This is a genomic window from Halioglobus sp. HI00S01, assembly GCF_001635445.1.
In the GTDB taxonomy this organism is placed as follows: domain Bacteria; phylum Pseudomonadota; class Gammaproteobacteria; order Pseudomonadales; family Halieaceae; genus Halioglobus; species Halioglobus japonicus.
In genome coordinates this window covers 83,853-99,688 of sequence record NZ_LWEE01000006.1, presented here as the reverse complement: position 1 = coordinate 99,688, position 15,836 = coordinate 83,853, and the positions used below count along the sequence as shown (strand labels likewise).

General features: G+C 58.7%; 15 protein-coding genes. 8 read left to right on the top strand and 7 right to left on the bottom strand.

Annotated features, from left to right (window positions below):
* Positions 1 to 321: a BolA family transcriptional regulator gene (locus tag A3709_RS01885; protein WP_066049253.1), complete on the bottom strand. Its 321-nt coding sequence runs from the start codon at positions 319 to 321 to the stop codon at positions 1 to 3.
* Positions 322 to 366: 45 nt separating this feature from the next.
* Entirely contained in the window at positions 367 to 1,401 is a 1,035-nt protein-coding gene (locus A3709_RS01880) for an AraC family transcriptional regulator (RefSeq protein ID WP_231871074.1), read from the bottom strand.
* Positions 1,402 to 1,515: 114 nt separating this feature from the next.
* Here A3709_RS01880 and A3709_RS01875 point away from each other — a divergent pair, with 114 nt between their 5' ends.
* Positions 1,516 to 2,361 (top strand): hypothetical protein, encoded by an 846-nt coding sequence (locus A3709_RS01875; RefSeq protein WP_066049247.1) that lies wholly within the window; start codon positions 1,516 to 1,518, stop codon positions 2,359 to 2,361.
* Here the strand turns inward: A3709_RS01875 and A3709_RS01870 are convergent.
* Both A3709_RS01870 and A3709_RS01865 read right to left on the bottom strand, forming a co-directional pair.
* Positions 2,358 to 3,740, bottom strand: a complete 1,383-nt coding sequence (locus A3709_RS01870; RefSeq protein WP_066049244.1) for a HAMP domain-containing sensor histidine kinase — start codon at positions 3,738 to 3,740, stop codon at positions 2,358 to 2,360. The genes A3709_RS01875 and A3709_RS01870 overlap by 4 nt on opposite strands.
* A 5-nt stretch (positions 3,741 to 3,745) precedes the next feature.
* The gene (locus A3709_RS01865) at positions 3,746 to 4,432 is read right to left on the bottom strand and encodes a response regulator transcription factor (RefSeq protein WP_066049242.1); all 687 of its coding nucleotides are present in this window, start codon (positions 4,430 to 4,432) and stop codon (positions 3,746 to 3,748) included.
* Between the two features lie 102 nt (positions 4,433 to 4,534).
* Between A3709_RS01865 and A3709_RS01860 the strand changes: the two genes are divergently transcribed.
* Positions 4,535 to 5,020, top strand: coding sequence for an RDD family protein (locus A3709_RS01860; protein ID WP_066049313.1), 486 nt, complete (start codon positions 4,535 to 4,537; stop codon positions 5,018 to 5,020).
* 45 nt (positions 5,021 to 5,065) lie between these two features.
* On the opposite strand, the gene lptG is transcribed toward A3709_RS01860, so the two are convergent.
* Together lptG and lptF are read right to left on the bottom strand one after the other, a co-directional pair.
* Complete coding sequence (gene lptG, locus A3709_RS01855; RefSeq protein ID WP_066049239.1) at positions 5,066 to 6,127, bottom strand: LPS export ABC transporter permease LptG; 1,062 nt, start codon at positions 6,125 to 6,127, stop codon at positions 5,066 to 5,068.
* On the bottom strand, positions 6,114 to 7,223 hold the full coding sequence (lptF, locus tag A3709_RS01850; protein WP_066049236.1) for an LPS export ABC transporter permease LptF: 1,110 nt from the start codon (positions 7,221 to 7,223) through the stop codon (positions 6,114 to 6,116). Before lptF ends, lptG begins: the two co-directional genes overlap by 14 nt.
* A 93-nt stretch (positions 7,224 to 7,316) precedes the next feature.
* Between lptF and A3709_RS01845 the strand changes: the two genes are divergently transcribed.
* From A3709_RS01845 to A3709_RS24390, 5 genes are all read left to right on the top strand, one after another.
* A complete protein-coding gene (locus A3709_RS01845) occupies positions 7,317 to 8,801 on the top strand; it encodes a leucyl aminopeptidase (RefSeq protein ID WP_231871073.1) in 1,485 nt (494 codons plus the stop codon).
* A gap of 8 nt (positions 8,802 to 8,809) precedes the next feature.
* Positions 8,810 to 9,229 carry a DNA polymerase III subunit chi gene (locus A3709_RS01840; RefSeq protein ID WP_066049234.1) on the top strand — a complete coding sequence of 140 codons (420 nt, stop codon included), beginning with the start codon at positions 8,810 to 8,812 and terminating at the stop codon, positions 9,227 to 9,229.
* 136 nt (positions 9,230 to 9,365) lie between these two features.
* Entirely contained in the window at positions 9,366 to 12,134 is a 2,769-nt protein-coding gene (locus A3709_RS01835) for a valine--tRNA ligase (protein ID WP_066049232.1), read from the top strand.
* A gap of 89 nt (positions 12,135 to 12,223) precedes the next feature.
* Positions 12,224 to 12,436: a cold-shock protein gene (locus A3709_RS01830; protein ID WP_066049229.1), complete on the top strand. Its 213-nt coding sequence runs from the start codon at positions 12,224 to 12,226 to the stop codon at positions 12,434 to 12,436.
* 335 nt (positions 12,437 to 12,771) lie between these two features.
* Positions 12,772 to 12,957, top strand: a complete 186-nt coding sequence (locus A3709_RS24390) for a cold-shock protein (RefSeq protein ID WP_229801718.1) — start codon at positions 12,772 to 12,774, stop codon at positions 12,955 to 12,957.
* A 5-nt stretch (positions 12,958 to 12,962) separates the two neighbouring features.
* Here the strand turns inward: A3709_RS24390 and A3709_RS01820 are convergent, their stop codons facing one another.
* Positions 12,963 to 13,607 (bottom strand): TetR/AcrR family transcriptional regulator, encoded by a 645-nt coding sequence (locus A3709_RS01820; protein WP_066049223.1) that lies wholly within the window; start codon positions 13,605 to 13,607, stop codon positions 12,963 to 12,965.
* A gap of 220 nt (positions 13,608 to 13,827) precedes the next feature.
* On the opposite strand from A3709_RS01820, the gene A3709_RS01815 reads away from it, so the two are divergent.
* Entirely contained in the window at positions 13,828 to 15,834 is a 2,007-nt protein-coding gene (locus A3709_RS01815; protein WP_066049220.1) for a DUF3604 domain-containing protein, read from the top strand.
* Positions 15,835 to 15,836 lie beyond the last annotated feature (2 nt).

Genomic DNA, 15,836 nt, shown 5'->3' with positions numbered 1-15,836 from the left:
CTACTGCGCCTCCGCCTTGGAACCGCCCAGACAATCGGGGGACGCCGGTGCGCCTTCGCGCTCAGTCCATTCGGCTGCCGTATAGGTATGCAGGGCGAGCGCGTGGACAGGGCCTTCCAGCTGGGCCGCCAACGCACCGTAAACCTGCTGGTGCCGGGCCACTTTACGCTTACCTTCAAAAGCGTCGGTGACAATGACAACCTTGAAGTGGGTTTCCGAATTCGGTGGCACGCTGTGCATATGGCTCTCGTTTTCCACCTGCAGGTGAGCGGGCTGGAACTGCTCGCCAAGAATAAATTCAATTTCGGTCTGGACTATCATGCTAATACCTCTAAAGAGGCCCGCATTATACGCGTTTACGGGCCATCAATCGCGTTTTAAAGTGGCGCGGAACTGGCCCGGAGTCTGCCCTGTCCATTTCTTGAAGGAACGATGGAATGCGCTCGGGTCGGTAAACCCCATCTCCAGTGCAACTTCGTTAATTGATAGATCGTGGCGATTAAGGCACAGCTTGGCCGCCTCACAGCGGGCGTCATCCTTAAGTTGCTGGAATGTGGTTCCCTCGCGCTTCAGACGCCGGCGCAGCGTGGGTGCCGACATCGCCAGGGCACTGCAGATCATTTCAAAACTGGGAAACCCAGCGCTGAAATCGTGGCCAATCATGGCCCGCACCTGGGCCGACAAATTATCGCTGCCCGGGTGGCTGTCCATAATCAGCATTTGATAGGGCGCGGTGCGTAGGAATTCACGCAGTGAATGCTGAGTGTGAACCACAGGCCAAGCCAGGCACTCGCTGTCAAAATACAGCAAGTCGTTGGGCTGACCGTAGTAGACCGGGCAGTAGAACAACTCCTCATACTTGTCGGGATTAGCCGGCGGTTCACCGGTAAAATCCACCCGGTGCAGTTTTATCGGTCGACCGCAGAGCCACCCGAAGAAACGGTGCCAGACCTGCAGTCCATAGGCGTCAGCAGGCCCCACCTGGGGACGCTCTCGACGATCGATGGTGCGATAACCTACCCGGGCATGAACCTGGGAAAAGTTCGCGTACAGCTGACTACGCTCATCGAAGAAGGTGCGGTAAAACTCTGATGCGCGCTGAATGGCCTGGCCGAGGTTGTCGCAGGAAATAATGCAGTAACACATCATGCGAAAGGCGCCTGGCGCCACCAACTCACTGCCCGTAACGCCGAAGGTCTCATCCTGCAGCAACCGCAATACCTGCTGATAGACCTGCGAGTACTGCATTGCGGTAATCTCGCTTCGATATCCTGGCGAGTGCTCATCCAATGGATTGAACTCAATGCCCGCCTCAGCGAGCATTGCGCTGAAATCGTAGCCGCGGGCATTCACCATGCGCAGCAGGGTATTCATAAAACGAGTGGGGACGCTATCGCTCAAACCGGAAACGCCAGCAAGTTGCAAACCGCCATATTACCAGATCAGCGGTGCTCTGCGGCAAGACCCCAACGGTCAATCTGCGTATACTGGAACGTGTCATCGACAGGAGTCAGGATGATGGATACGCGCTACAACGTTTATTTCGCCGGTGAAGTCCTCGCCGGTCAGGACCCGGCCAAAGTTCGCCAGGGTATTGGCCAGTTGTTCAAGGCCAACGAAGCCATGGTGAACAAGCTCTTTAACGGTCGCATGCACATGGTGAAGCGCGACTGCGACAAGCCCACGGCGCTCAAATACAAGCAAGCCATGGAGAAAGTCGGGGCGCGTCCGGTCATCAAGACTGCCGATCCAGCGGATGCCTCTGCGCCGCCCCAATCCAAACCCGCCGCATCGCCGGCCGCCGCGCCACAGCCGGTGGAGCCACCGCCGGCCGCTCCTCCACAAACCGCAGCGGAGCGCATTGCCGCGCTCGCTGCGGCCCCCGATGCCGGCATCTCGCAACCAGCCCCGCCATCCGCACCCGCTGCGGATGAAGATGGCGTCACACTCGCCCCTCCCCAAAGTGACGTACTGCGCCCCGAAGAGCGCACGGTGACTGAAGCCAGAGATATCGACACCGGTACGCTTGCCGTTGATGCGGCGGCGACACGCCTGAGTGAGCCGTCTGCTGCAGCACCAGCTGCGCCGGACACCTCCCACCTGAGTATGGGTGACGCAGGCGAAGAGATCCCCACCCTGGCTGCGGACGAGACACCATTGGCACCCAACACCGATGACCTCGACCTGTCTCCCGAGGGTACCGATTTTGCCGATTGTGCGGCCCCGGAAGCCGAGGCCCCGGATCTGGACTTGTCGTCGATCGTACTCGCACCGGAAGGCAGTGCAGTACTGGAAGAAGAATTCCGCAGGACGGAAACCGCCACCGCGCCTGACACCGATCACATCGCCCTGAAAGACTAGCTCCGGACCCGACGCGGCAGGCTGATTGTTACCCGCAAGCCGGGGTGATTGTCATGCAGATCCACGGCGCCATGGTGATAGTGAGCAATGGCCTGCGCCATGCTCAGGCCCAGTCCATGACCTGGCTGGCCAGAGCGGCTGGGTTCAACCCGGTAAAAACGCCGGAACACATCTTCCCAGTGCTCGGCTGATATACCGGGCCCCGTATCGCTGATACTGACCCGCAGTTCGGCACCACTTCCCACTTGCAGATTCACCGCAACACGACCGCCCTCCGGCGTGTACTTGATGGCGTTATCGAGCACATTGGCAAACATCTGAAACAGCAGGTCGGCCTCACCCTCACAGTGGCGTGGGCCTGCGGCGCTCACGCTGAATTCGATGCCCTTGTCGTGAGCCACCGGTTCGTAGAGGTCGCCTACATCCTCCAGTAGCGCCGCCAGGTCGAGCTCGGTGCCACCGGCATAACGGCTACCTGCCTCGAGGGCAGAAATGCGCAGTACGGCATTGAACGAGGTCAACAGCGCATCACAGTCCGCCAGTAGATGCTCCACGTCTGCACTGCGATCCGGTGTCACATTATCTCGCAGCTGGCTCAACTGGTTGCGCATGCGGCTCAGCGGTGTGCGCAGATCATGGGCGATATTGTCCGATACACTGCGCACCCCCTGCATGAGGGACTCAGTCTGGTCGAGCATTTCGTTCATCATCAGGGCCAGCTGTTTTACCTGGCCCTTCTCGCGGTCTACATCCAGCCGCTGGGAAGGGTCGCCGCGAATAATCCGCGACATCTCCCTACTCAGCCAGTCCACTCGCTGCAGGCTGCGGGCCGCGGCAAAGAAGCCACCGATCAGCCCCAGAAGAATCGTCGCCGCCATGGTGCGATAAAGCATGACCACGACAACCCTGCCCTGCTTGCCCGCTTCATCAAAACTGCGCGCCACCAGTGCAAACACATTTTCATCTAACTGTACCTGGCGGGCCAGAAACTCAACGCCAACCTCCTCACCCCATTCCAGCAGCGCCAGCTCAAAGCCCAGCCAGCCGTCTTCAAACTCGCTGTAACTGGTGCCCGCAGGCAAATCGCCTAATAGGGTGTTCCCTTCGCCATCCCGAATCAGGTAGTGAAAGCGATCGACATACCAGCTCTGCCGCTGGTCCTGGACATACTTGCCCAGGCCGTCCATGCCCTGCCCTCGGTAAACAAGCTTCAGGGTTTCGTGTTCTTCTACAATACTTGAGCCCAGATCATGGAAATACGCATAGCTATACAGTGCGTAGAGACTGGCCATCAGCGCCGTCACTGCGGCGCTAAGTACCAGCAGATACTTGGCGATATAGCGGAATGTGAGGCTGGCGATAACCTCGCGAAAATTCACGGCGGTTACTCGGCGCCGTGACCGAGGCGATAACCGGCGCCGCGTACGGTGTGCAGCAGCGGCTGCTCAAACTCCTTGTCGAGCTTCTGCCGCAGTCGCGAGATATGCACATCAATCACGTTCGTCTGTGGATCGAAGTTATAGCCCCAGACATGCTCAAGCAACATGGTCCGGGTGACAACCTGGCCCTCGTGGCGCATCAGGTATTCAAGCAAGCGGTATTCGCGCGGTTGCAGATTAATCGAAACCCCGCCTCTGTCGACCTGCTGCTGCAGTAAATCCATGGTGAGATCGGCCACCTGCAAGCGGGTCACAGTTTCATTGCCACCTGCCGTTCCTCGGCGCAGCAAAACCTGCAGGCGTGCCTGTAATTCGTCGATGGCAAAGGGTTTCACAAGATAATCATCGGCACCGGATTTAAGGCCCTGCACCCGATCATCGACTTCGCCCAGAGCACTCAACACCAGTGCCGGCGTGGTCAGCCCCTGGCGACGCAAATCCTGAATCAGGGTCAGGCCATCACGTCCGGGCAGCATGCGGTCGACCACCATGACATCGAACGCGCCCTCGAGCGCGGTGGCGTAGGCCTGATCACCGTCATCACAGTGCACACAGCTACTGCCACTGCGCTGTAGTTCGGTGCCGATAAACTCGGCCAGAGCCTGGTCGTCTTCAACCAGCAAAACTTGCATAAAGAATTACTCTATTACTCGACGCGCAATGTAGCACAGCCCGAATCCCCGGCTCCATTAACGAACATTAATCGAAGCGCAATGGTGGTAGACTACTGCGCCATGAGTAAAGACATCGTCAACGAGCCGCCGCCTGCAACGGGCCCAGCTGGGCCGTCGCCCTCGATCCTACGCCATTTCACCTCAATGATTTACGACAGTTTGCTGGTCATCGCGCTGATCTTTGTGGTGAACGCCCTCGGGCTGGGCGTAGCGGTACAGCTGAGCGGCGGTGAACGGGAGGTGTTGCCGCCACTGGCGGGACAAGTCCTCACAGCTCTGTCACTGATACTGTTTTTTGGCGCCTTCTGGCTCAAGAGTGGCCAGACCCTGGGCATGCAGGCCTGGCGTATCAAACTGGTGCGGTCCGACGGCGGCAGGATCAACGCGGGCCAGGTCGTACTGCGCTGCCTCGGGGCGGCTATCAGTGCCGCGTGTCTGGGATTGGGCTACTGGTGGAAACTAGTGGATCGCAATCACCGCTACTGGCACGACTACCTGTCCGGTACGGAGCTGATCTTGCTGCCTAAAGCCAGCAGGGATAAGTAGGCTTCAATCCCGAGGCCAACTGACCCAAACAAAGGGCCCCGGGGCCTACCTTGCGCGCATGAGCAATAGAATCCCGGCCAGCATACACAGAATAATTGGCCCCAGAGCCGCATAAATGGGCGGGAAGCCAAAAACCATGCTGGCCGGCCCCAGCAAATCCTGGCTGGTCCGAAAGACGATCCCGACAATCACGCCGGCAAATATCCTAAAGCCCATGGTGCCCTCGCGCAGCGGGCCAAAGATGAAGGAAATCGCTATCAACACCAGGGCGCTCACAGCCAGCGGCTGAAACAGCTTGCGCCACAGGGCCAGCTGATAATCGTCAGGCTCCAAGCCCTGTTGCTGCAGGTAGCGGCTATAGCGATACAGGTCCGCCAGCGGCAATTGCCCCGGCTCCACAATCACAAGTGACAACAGCTCCGGTGTAATCCCCGTATCCCAGCGCAGGCTGACGTGCTCCTCGCGACTGGTCTGCCAACTGCTGAAATTGGTTTGCACCACATCTTCCATGACCCAGTGCGTGCCTTGATACACCGCCTGACGAGCGCGCAGCGATGACTGCAGCTGGTTGCGGTCGTCCATCTGTAACAGGGTGATACCGTGCACAATGCCCTGGGGTTCCACGGCATTGAAATGGAAAAAGGTATTTCCCTCACGGTTCCAAACACCGTGCCTGCCGGAGAAACTCTCTCCCGGGTTCTGCGCAAGCGCACGCTGGGTTTCCGCCATCTGATCGGTGCGCGGCGCCATAAACTCGCCCAACACAAATCCCACCAGCGCGATCACCAATGCCGGCTTCAGCGCCAGCCACGTAAGCCGTCCTATGGAGACCCCGGCGGCACGCATAACCACCAACTCACTGGAAGTTGCCAGTTGACCCAGGCCGAGCATGCAGCCGATTAGCGCGGCAAAGGGAATAAATTCGTAGCAACTCCCTGGCAGGGTGAGCAATACGTAGAGAGCGACCTTGCCAAAGGTGTAGGTCTCGGACACATCCTCGGATTCGTCGATAAATGCGGCAATGCCGTCCAGTCCCACGATGACCACCAGCACCAGCAGAATGGACATCAACACGGTCTTTCCGATGTAGCGATCAAGCTGACGCACGATTCCGCCTCCAGTAGGTGAATCGAGTGCGCAGGCTGTCGCCATACAACATAGCGAGCGCCACCAGCGCGAACAGGCAGTGCACCCACCACAAACCGCCGGGCACCCCACCGCCCTCGGCAAAGGCCGTTCGAGCATTCGCCAGCAACATCAGGTAAGCAAGGTAAATGAGAAACGCCGGAGCCATCTTCGCGTAGCGGCCGCGGCGGTGATCGGTGCGGCTCAGGCACATGGCAATGACCGCCACAATAGGCACCATCAGGGGAATCGACAAACGCCACTGCAGTGCCGCCCTGTCTTCCAGGCTGTCGGAGGCCCACAGCCGCGAGGTTGCGCGACCATCGACAGGGTCGGCGGTGCGAATACCGCCCTCCGGCTCGGGAAGCATTTCGCCAAACGTATCGAACTGGGCGATATCATAGTCCATGTTGCCCGGATATCCGCTGTAGCGATAGCCGTTGCGTAACTCCAGGTAACGGGCGCCGGAGACCCCATCGAGAATGATCTCGGCCTCCTCTGCCACCGTGACCACCATGCGCAGATTACCGCTACTGTCGCGCTCGCGCTGGGACAGAAAAACCGAGTACATCGTGCCGTCCTGATCAATACGCTGGGCATAGCTGACGGTATCGCTAGCGCGCCGGCTCTGAAACCGTCCCGCGGCCATGGCATGCAGCCCCTGTGAGGATTCCGGGTCGTCCAGCAGCGCCTCGGAGCGCGATGCCCCCATGGGCGTCACCCAGAGGCTGAGCACTCCTACCAGCACACTCACAATCACTGCCGGCACCAGCGTGTAGCGGGCCAGCCGGGACGGGCTGACGCCACAGGCAGAGAGCACCACCATTTCACTTTCGACGTAGAGGCGGCCGTAAGACATGAGAATGCCGATGAACAGCCCCAGAGGAATTATCAGTTCGAGGAACCCGGGCAGGCGATAGAACATCACCGGCAACAGTACATTGGCCGCCAGATCGCCGACGGCGGCCTCGGCCAGATACTTGACGAAACGCCCGCTGATAATAATCACCAGCAAGACAAAGCTCACAGCCAGCATGTGGGTGAGTACTTCGCGGGTTAGGTAGCGTAAAATTCTCATGCCGGGGCGTCTGCTGCAGCGGGCTTTTTCGGTTCAGTTTATGTGCACAACATCATACACTATCGCCCGTTGATACTACGAGGCAATTCCCCTATGACTACCATCAAGTTTTCCGCTCGCAAAGTCGAAGACGCGAGCAAGGCGAGCAGCGCCTGCGCCGTATTGCCGCTGTTCAAAGGCGAAGCCCTGAAAGGCCAGGCCAAAGCACTGGACAAGGCCTGTGGCGGCGCGATCAGCGCTTCTATCGAACTGGGCGATTTCAAAGGCAAAACCGGCGAAGGCCACACGCTGCTGGGCTGCGGCAAGCTCAAGCGCGTCCTGCTGATAGGTTGCGGCGAGAAGAAGTCCTTTGACCGCGCCGCAGCACGCGATTTTGCCAAGGGCCTGTACACCGCTCTCAACCACCTGGACGCAAAGGACGCCTTGCTGCTCATCGGTGAGATTCCTGTCACCGATGCCGACGAAGCCTGGCTGCTGGATATGTTGGCCCGGGATCTCACGTCCCGCGCCTATCGATATACCGAAACAGTGTCCAAGCCGCGTCCGCCCATGGCGCTAAATAAATTGGTTGTGGCTGGCACCATGAGTAAAGCAGCGGCTGAAAAGGCGCTCGCAACCGGTGCCGCTACCGGCGAGGGCATTAACGTAGCACGCCATCTGGCCGACCTTCCCGGCAACTACTGCACGCCCACGCACCTTGCAGCCCAGGCTCGCAAGCTGGGCCGCAGCCACAAGCAGGTAAAAGTGCAAATTCTCGACGAGAAGAAAATGCGTGAGCTGGGTATGGGTTCACTGCTGTCTGTCACTGCTGGCACCGACGAACCCGCCAAACTCATCGTCATGGAGTACAACGGCGGCAAGAAGAGTGACAAGCCCTACGTGCTGGTCGGCAAGGGTATTACCTTTGATAGCGGCGGCATTTCCCTCAAGCCCGGCGCCAAGATGGACGAAATGAAATACGACATGGGCGGCGCTGCAAGCGTATTCGGCACCATGACAGCGGTAACCCAAATGAACCTGCCACTGAATGTGGTGGCCGTGGTCGCCGCCGCGGAAAACATGCCCAGCGGCCGCGCAACCAAGCCCGGCGATGTGGTAACAAGCATGGCAGGCAAGACCATTGAAGTGCTTAATACCGATGCCGAAGGTCGCCTGGTGCTGTGCGATGCGCTTACCTATGTGGAGCGCTACAAGCCTGCAGCAGTCATCGACATCGCTACACTCACCGGCGCCTGTGTTATCGCGCTGGGGGCACACGCCACCGGTTTGTACGCCAATCAGGATGAGCTGGCCGAGCAGCTCCTGGCAGCGGGCACCGAGAGCCACGATCGCGCCTGGCGCATGCCGCTATGGGACGACTACACCCGCCAGCTGAAAAGCAATTTTGCCGATCTTGCCAATATTGGCGGCCCTGGCGGCGGCAGTGTCACCGCTGCGTGCTTCCTGTCGGAGTTCACCAAGGCCTACGACTGGGCCCACCTCGACATTGCGGGCTCTGCCTGGAGTGGTGCACCCAAAGGCGCTACGGGTCGCCCCGTGAGCCTGCTGACCCGCTACCTGCAAGATCGCGCAGGCTAACGCGGCGCATGACCCGAGTCGGTTTCTACGTAGTCCAGGCGGCTGAGGCGACCCAGCGCCTCACCGTCGCCGCGCGCCTGGCTGATAAGGCTTTCGCCCAGGGGCATCGTATCTACATCAATGCGGTCGACCGAGCTCAGGCAGAGGCCCTCGACCAGCTCCTGTGGAGCTACCGACCCAGCAGTTTTCTCCCCCATGCCCTGGCCGGCGACGCCCTGGCGCAGCCCATTGGCATAGGCTGGGGGCAGGATCCGGGTGATCACAACGACCTGTTGATCAACCTGCAATTGGACATCCCGGCGTTTTTCAGCCGGTTTGCGCGTGTGGCCGAAGTTGTCACCCAGGACGAGGACAGTCTGGCGGCATTGCGCGAGTCCTGGATGTTCTACAAGGACCGGGGCTACCAGCTCGAAAAACACGACTTGTAACGCCCCGACACTCCCCCGAAGGCCGGGATTCAAAGCGCCCCCTGGCACAAATCAAACCCTCTGCCTGCTTCTATAATAACCGGGCACCTTCGCGTATAATCGCGCCCCTTATTTTGACCCCCGGATTCACTCGAGCATGGATAAAACGTTCCAACCCGCAGATATCGAAACCCGCTGGTACCAGGAATGGGAAGAGAGAGGCTATTTCGCCCCGCAGGGCGGCGATGAGGCCTACAGCATCATGATTCCCCCGCCCAATGTGACGGGCAGCCTGCACATGGGCCACGGCTTCCAGGAAGCCATCATGGACGCCTTGATTCGCTACCATCGGATGGCGGGCTACAACACCCTGTGGCAGGTCGGTACCGACCACGCCGGTATCGCTACCCAGATGGTGGTTGAGCGCCAACTCGAAGCCCAGGGCATTAGCCGCCACGATCTCGGCCGCGAAAAATTTGTCGAAAAAGTCTGGGAGTGGAAAGAAGAGTCTGGCGGCACCATTACCCGCCAGCTGCGCCGCCTGGGCGCCTCCATGGACTGGTCGCGCGAGCGCTTCACCATGGACGAAGGTTTGTCCAATGCGGTGCAGGAAGTATTTATCCGCCTCTACAAGGAAGGCTTGATCTACCGCGGCAAACGCCTGGTGAACTGGGACCCGGTACTGCACACCGCCATCTCCGACCTCGAAGTTATTTCCGAGGAGGAACAGGGCAGCCTGTGGCACTTCAATTACCCACTCACTGGCGGCGAAGGCCATCTTACCGTGGCCACCACCCGTCCTGAGACCATGCTCGGCGACACCGCCGTGGCCGTACACCCGGAAGATGAGCGCTACGCGCATCTCATCGGGCGCATGGTAGAGTTGCCCCTGACAGGTCGTCAGATCCCGATTATCGGTGACGATTATGTCGATCGCGAGTTCGGTACCGGTTGCGTGAAGATCACCCCCGCCCACGATTTCAATGACTATGAAATGGGTAAGCGCCACGGGCTTGTCATGATTAACATCCTCGACGACGACGCCCGTATCGGCGGCGAAGCGCCGGAGCAGTATGTCGGCATGGACCGCTTCGACGCGCGCAAGCAAATCGTCGCCGATCTCGATGCCCTTGGCCTGCTGGAAAAAATCGACGACCACACCCTAAAGGTACCCCGCGGCGACCGTTCGGGTGTCGTGATCGAACCCTACCTGACCGACCAGTGGTATGTAGACGCCCGCGAGCTGGCCAAACCCGCCATCAAGGCGGTGGAAGACGGCGATATTCAGTTCGTGCCGAAACAGTGGGAAAACACCTATTTCGCCTGGATGCGCGACATCCAGGACTGGTGTATCAGCCGGCAGTTGTGGTGGGGACACCGTATTCCCGCCTGGTATGACAGCGAAGGCAACATCTATGTCGGTGAATCCGAGGCCGCGGTGCGCAGCGAGCACGGCCTGGCCGACGACATTGCCCTGCACCAGGACCCGGACGTACTGGATACCTGGTTCTCTTCTGCACTGTGGACGTTCTCCACCCTGGGCTGGCCCGACGAAACCGAAGAGCTGCAAATTTTCCATCCGAGTTCCGTGCTGGTCACCGGCTTTGACATCATCTTTTTCTGGGTTGCCCGGATGATTATGATGACCCTGCATTTCCGCAAGGAAGTGCCCTTCCACACGGTTTATGTACACGGCCTGGTGCGTGACAGCCAGGGCCAGAAGATGTCCAAATCCAAGGGCAACGTGCTCGACCCGATCGACCTGATCGACGGCATTGACCTGGACAGCCTGCTGAAAAAACGCACCGCCGGCATGATGCAACCCAAGCTGGCGGCAAAAATCGAGAAACAGACCCGCAAGGAGTTTCCGGAGGGCATAGCCCCCTACGGAACTGACGCACTGCGCTTCACCTATTTCTCGCTGGCATCCACTGGTCGCGACATCAAGTTCGACATCGGCCGCATCGAAGGCTTCCGCAACTTCTGTAACAAGATCTGGAATGCCGCGCGCTATGTGATGATGAACTGCGACGGCGAAGATTGCGGCCAGGACGAGTCGCTGCCCATCGAACGCAGCCTCGCCGATCGCTGGATTATCAGCCGCCTACAGGAAACCGAACAGGACGTGGAGCGGGCCATCGCCAGCTACCGTTTCGACCTGGCATCGCAGGCTATTTACGAATTTATCTGGAATGAGTACTGCGACTGGTACCTGGAACTGTCCAAGCCCGTCCTGTGGGACGACAACGCCAGCGTCGAAGCCAAACGCGGCACGCGCCGCACCCTGATACGGGTACTGGAGACATCGCTGCGCCTGCTACACCCACTTATGCCCTTTATTACGGAGGAAATCTGGCAGACCGTTGCCCCACTGGCGGGCAAGTCAGGTGACACCATCATGCTGCAGCCCTATCCGATAGCGGATACTAGCGCTATGGACAGCGCCGCAAATGCGGATATAGAATGGCTGAAGGGTGTCATTGTGGGTGTCCGAAACATCCGTGGCGAGATGAATATCGCACCGGGCAAAGAACTCGCAGTACTCCTGAAGAATGGCAGCGACGAAGATAAACGCAGACTGCAAGAAAACGCGCCATTCCTCAGAAAGCTTGCCAAGCTCTCGAACATCGAGTGGCTGGACGAACAAGCTGAAGCACCCGTGGCGGCCACGGCTCTGGTAGGTGAACTGGAGATTCTGATTCCGATGGCCGGCCTGATAGACAAGGACGCAGAGTTGGCGCGCCTTGCCAAGGAAATCGACAAATTGGAAAAAGAGCTGGGACGAGTCAAAGGGAAACTCGCTAACAGTGCATTTGTCGACAAGGCCCCCGCAGCCGTTGTGGAAAAAGAGCGGGAGAAAATGCAGGCGCAACAACAGGCGCTGGAGAAGCTTCAGGAGCAGCAGACGCAGATCCAGCAGATGTAATCGCAGCCGCAAACGGTTTCAAGTCTCCTTCGCCCTCTCGGGCGCGGGAGCATAATAAAAGCAATACGCTAAAAACCGAGGAAAGTGGTATGAGTGATCGTGTAAATGGCACGGTAAAGTGGTTTAACAACGCCAAAGGATTTGGCTTCATCACCCGCGAGGAAGGCGACGACGATGTATTTGTTCACTTCCGCTCCATCGAGGGAGATGGCTATCGCACGCTCAATGAAGGGCAGACGGTAGAGTTCAAACTGGTCGAAGGCCCCAAAGGGCTCCAGGCTGAGAACGTCCAGAAGCTGTAACTGACCTGGATTCGCCCACTCCCGGGCAGAGATTCCCTCGTTCAGTCACCACCCTGCGGAAGCGATAGCTTTCGCGGCTTACTATTGCCCAGAGAAACCAGAGGCTATCCAATATGAACCTGTTCGCCAAAGTCGCCATCGCCACCGCCATCGGCGCCGCCTGCTGGGCCGCTAGCACAGCACTCCCCCAAATNCCAACCATCGCTCTGTTCGTTGTCGCCGCTATCGCCAGCGCCCTACTGCCCGGCGGCAACGCAGCGGCAACAGGTTCCGACAGCCGCGAAGCTGCCGCTCCCGCCAGCACCGGGGCTAATGGCCCCAGAGAACAGGGCAGCGTGAAATGGTTTAATGGCACCAAGGGTTTCGGTTTTATCACCAAGGACAATGGCGATGAAATCTTCGTGCACTTCCGCTCCATTCGCGGTGGCGATCGCCGCGGCCTGAAAGACGGCCAGCGCGTCAACTTTGTGGAAGCACAGACAGATAAAGGCCCTCAGGCCGAGGATGTTGTCGCCGAATAAGCGGCTCAGTTGCCCACGGCGGCCTGCATATAGGCGTGCAACATGAACGCGCCTTCGCGAATCAAGGCATCAGCCGGCAGCGCACTGTCTTCCAGTGCGCTCTCTACGACCGCATAACCCATCTCCACACCCAGCCTGCAGCGCATCTGTAGCTCAGCATCCAGACTGACACCAGTGCGCTCCGCCAGGTAGGCGGCAAATTGTTCCGCCACCATGCGGTTGGACGTGATACGCAGCTCACGCAGAGGCTCTACCGCACGCAGGGCCAATGATGTCTCCAACCCACCGGACATATCCCGGGTCACATCGTAGGTCAGCTTGAGTACGCTGTAGATAGCCTCGGCCACATCCGGCTCGGTCCCTGGCGTGGCGAACTCCTCAAGCCACCGTTGAAATGCCTCGTTCTGCCGATCCATAAGCACGGCCCCCAGGGCATAGAGGACGGCATACTTGTTCGGGAAATAACGATACAGCGCGGGAACGGTAATGCCGGCGCGCTCGGCGATCAGATTGGTAGAGATTCGCTCAACACCCACTTCCACCAACAACTCTGCGGCCGCATTAATAATCGCCTCGTAGGTGCGCTTGGCCCGTTCCTGGCGAGGACGGTTCTTTTCAAGTAACTCTACTTGTCGTTTGGTCGTCGTCATGGGCGCCCCTACTGTTCGCAACCAGCGTTGGTTGTCGAATCTGTGTCAATCAGCCTAGCTCAGGTCGAGAGTCTTGGCTACCGAACGTAAGAGGACGTAATATCGACATGTAACGGTCCACGGGATCTATTTAGACCACGAAATTGACCCGCTAGTGCATCCCGCCGGGCCAGGCCACCCCCTATGCTTCACATCGATAAGAATGAGACTGGAGTTGCCGATGCATCCGACCCTTAAAGCCCTGGCGCTGATTACGGCGACCGCTAACGCTTCCTACGCTGGCGCTTTCGAGCGAACCGAGGAGCGCGAGCCGTGCCACGACTACAGTGAAACGCGCAAGCCTATGTTTGGTGACCTGCATGTGCACACCAGTTACTCATTTGACAGCTATGTGTCGAGTCAGCGCAATGAGCCCTCAGCAGCCTATCGCTATGCTAAGGGTGAGGCGATCACGCTGTCCGACGCCGATGGTCAGCAAACGCTGCGAGCACAGATAGAGCGGCCACTGGACTTTACCGCGGTGACCGATCACTCAGAATTCCTGGGACCGATCAATCTCTGTACCCAGGATTCCTCCAAGCTCGCCTATTGGTTTCCCGCGTGTATCATGGGCCGCAGCGACTGGTACATCGTCCAATTACTGGCGGCTGACTATTGGGCAAAGATTGGCGTCGTCGACAACAGCAGCACCAAAGCAGAATCGTTTGTCTGCACCATGGGCGACTGTGATGCAGCGCACAAGGAAGCCTGGCAAGGTGTACAGGATGCGGCTGAAGAACACTACGACCGCAGTGCCGAATGCAGCTTCACCACCTTTGTGGGCTACGAATACACTGACGCGCCCAATTACTCCAACCTGCACCGCAACGTTATCTATCGGAACGCCCAGGTGACCGACACAGCCATTTCCACGTACGACACAGGGTCACGCAATGTGCCCGAATTGTGGCGACGGCTGCGAGAGGAATGTATCGAAGGCAAGAAAGGCTGTGATGTCCTGGCCATTCCGCATAACTCCAACCTCAGCCGCGGCCTGATGTTCCCCGACCCACAGTCGGAAGAGGAAGCCAAGGAACGTCTGTTTTTCGAACCCCTGGTAGAGCTGGTGCAACACAAGGCCGCCAGCGAATGTCGCTTCGATCGCCTGCTGGGGCGCGGCCTCGATACCGAAGACGAACTGTGCGACTTTGAACAGGTTGTCGCTGACAACCTGGCGATGCTGGGCACCTTGTTCGGCGAAGTACAAACTGCGGAGGCCGATCCTGTGCCACTGGATGAATACGGTCGGCGCAATATGATGCGCAATGTACTCAAGGACGGTCTGGCACTGGAGCAAAAAACGGGTATCAACCCTTTCAAACCGGGCTTTATCGGCAGTACTGACACCCACAGCGCATCTCCCGGCGGGGCTGAAGAGTTCAACTACACCGGCCACCTCGGGCGCCGAGACGCCGGCTATCGCAATGTACAGGATCATTTCTTCGATAACCCGGGCGGCCTCGCCGTTGTCTGGGCAGAAGAGAACTCGCGCGATGCGATCTTCGAAGGCATGCGTCGCCGCGAGGCTTATGCCACCAGTGGCACACGCCCCATGGTGCGCTTTTTCGCGGGCGAAGATTTCCCAGATGACATTTGCAATGACCCACAGATGCTGGAGAAAGCCTATGCGAGCGGCGTACCCATGGGTGGCGAGTTAGCCGCCCCGGGCGCATCGCCGGCCTTTATCGTCAGCGCCGCTAAAGATCCAGGCACAGCAGCCAACCCCGGCCTGGATTTGCAGCGCATTCAGGTGATCAAAGGCTGGCTCGATGCCGATGGCAACACCCACGAGCAGGTGTTTGATGTCGCTGGCAGCGCCGATAACAGCGCCAGTGTAAATCCCGAGACCTGTACTCCTGTTGGCAGCGGCCACAAAAATCTATGTACGGTCTGGCGCGATCCCGCGTACAATGCCGCCGAGTCCGCGTTTTACTATGTCAGAGTGCTGGAAAACCCCTCCTGTCGCTGGAGCACACTACAGTGTCAGTCCTATGGCGTTAATCCATTCGCTGAAAACTGCAGTGAGCAGGCAGCACAGCAAACGGAAATATTTCAGGATGAAGCCGGTGCCATCGGCGACGTATTCGGCCGCTGTTGCCTGAATCCTGAAGAGGAACCGTTCTACGCCCCCACTCTGCAGGAACGCGCCTGGACATCGCCGATATGGATTAATCCCAATGAGGTATAGTT

What these genes read in the sequence shown, in the direction of transcription:
- A3709_RS01885 (WP_066049253.1), bottom strand. Translation starts at nt 321, where the DNA reads ATGATAGTCCAGACCGAAATTGAATTTATTCTTGGCGAGCAGTTCCAG.
- A3709_RS01875 (WP_066049247.1), top strand. Translation starts at nt 1,516, where the DNA reads ATGATGGATACGCGCTACAACGTTTATTTCGCCGGTGAAGTCCTCGCC.
- A3709_RS01865 (WP_066049242.1), bottom strand. Translation starts at nt 4,432, where the DNA reads ATGCAAGTTTTGCTGGTTGAAGACGACCAGGCTCTGGCCGAGTTTATC.
- A3709_RS01860 (WP_066049313.1), top strand. Translation starts at nt 4,535, where the DNA reads ATGAGTAAAGACATCGTCAACGAGCCGCCGCCTGCAACGGGCCCAGCT.
- lptF (WP_066049236.1), bottom strand. Translation starts at nt 7,223, where the DNA reads ATGAGAATTTTACGCTACCTAACCCGCGAAGTACTCACCCACATGCTG.
- A3709_RS01845 (WP_231871073.1), top strand. Translation starts at nt 7,317, where the DNA reads ATGACTACCATCAAGTTTTCCGCTCGCAAAGTCGAAGACGCGAGCAAG.
- A3709_RS01840 (WP_066049234.1), top strand. Translation starts at nt 8,810, where the DNA reads ATGACCCGAGTCGGTTTCTACGTAGTCCAGGCGGCTGAGGCGACCCAG.
- A3709_RS01835 (WP_066049232.1), top strand. Translation starts at nt 9,366, where the DNA reads ATGGATAAAACGTTCCAACCCGCAGATATCGAAACCCGCTGGTACCAG.
- A3709_RS01830 (WP_066049229.1), top strand. Translation starts at nt 12,224, where the DNA reads ATGAGTGATCGTGTAAATGGCACGGTAAAGTGGTTTAACAACGCCAAA.
- A3709_RS01820 (WP_066049223.1), bottom strand. Translation starts at nt 13,607, where the DNA reads ATGACGACGACCAAACGACAAGTAGAGTTACTTGAAAAGAACCGTCCT.
- A3709_RS01815 (WP_066049220.1), top strand. Translation starts at nt 13,828, where the DNA reads ATGCATCCGACCCTTAAAGCCCTGGCGCTGATTACGGCGACCGCTAAC.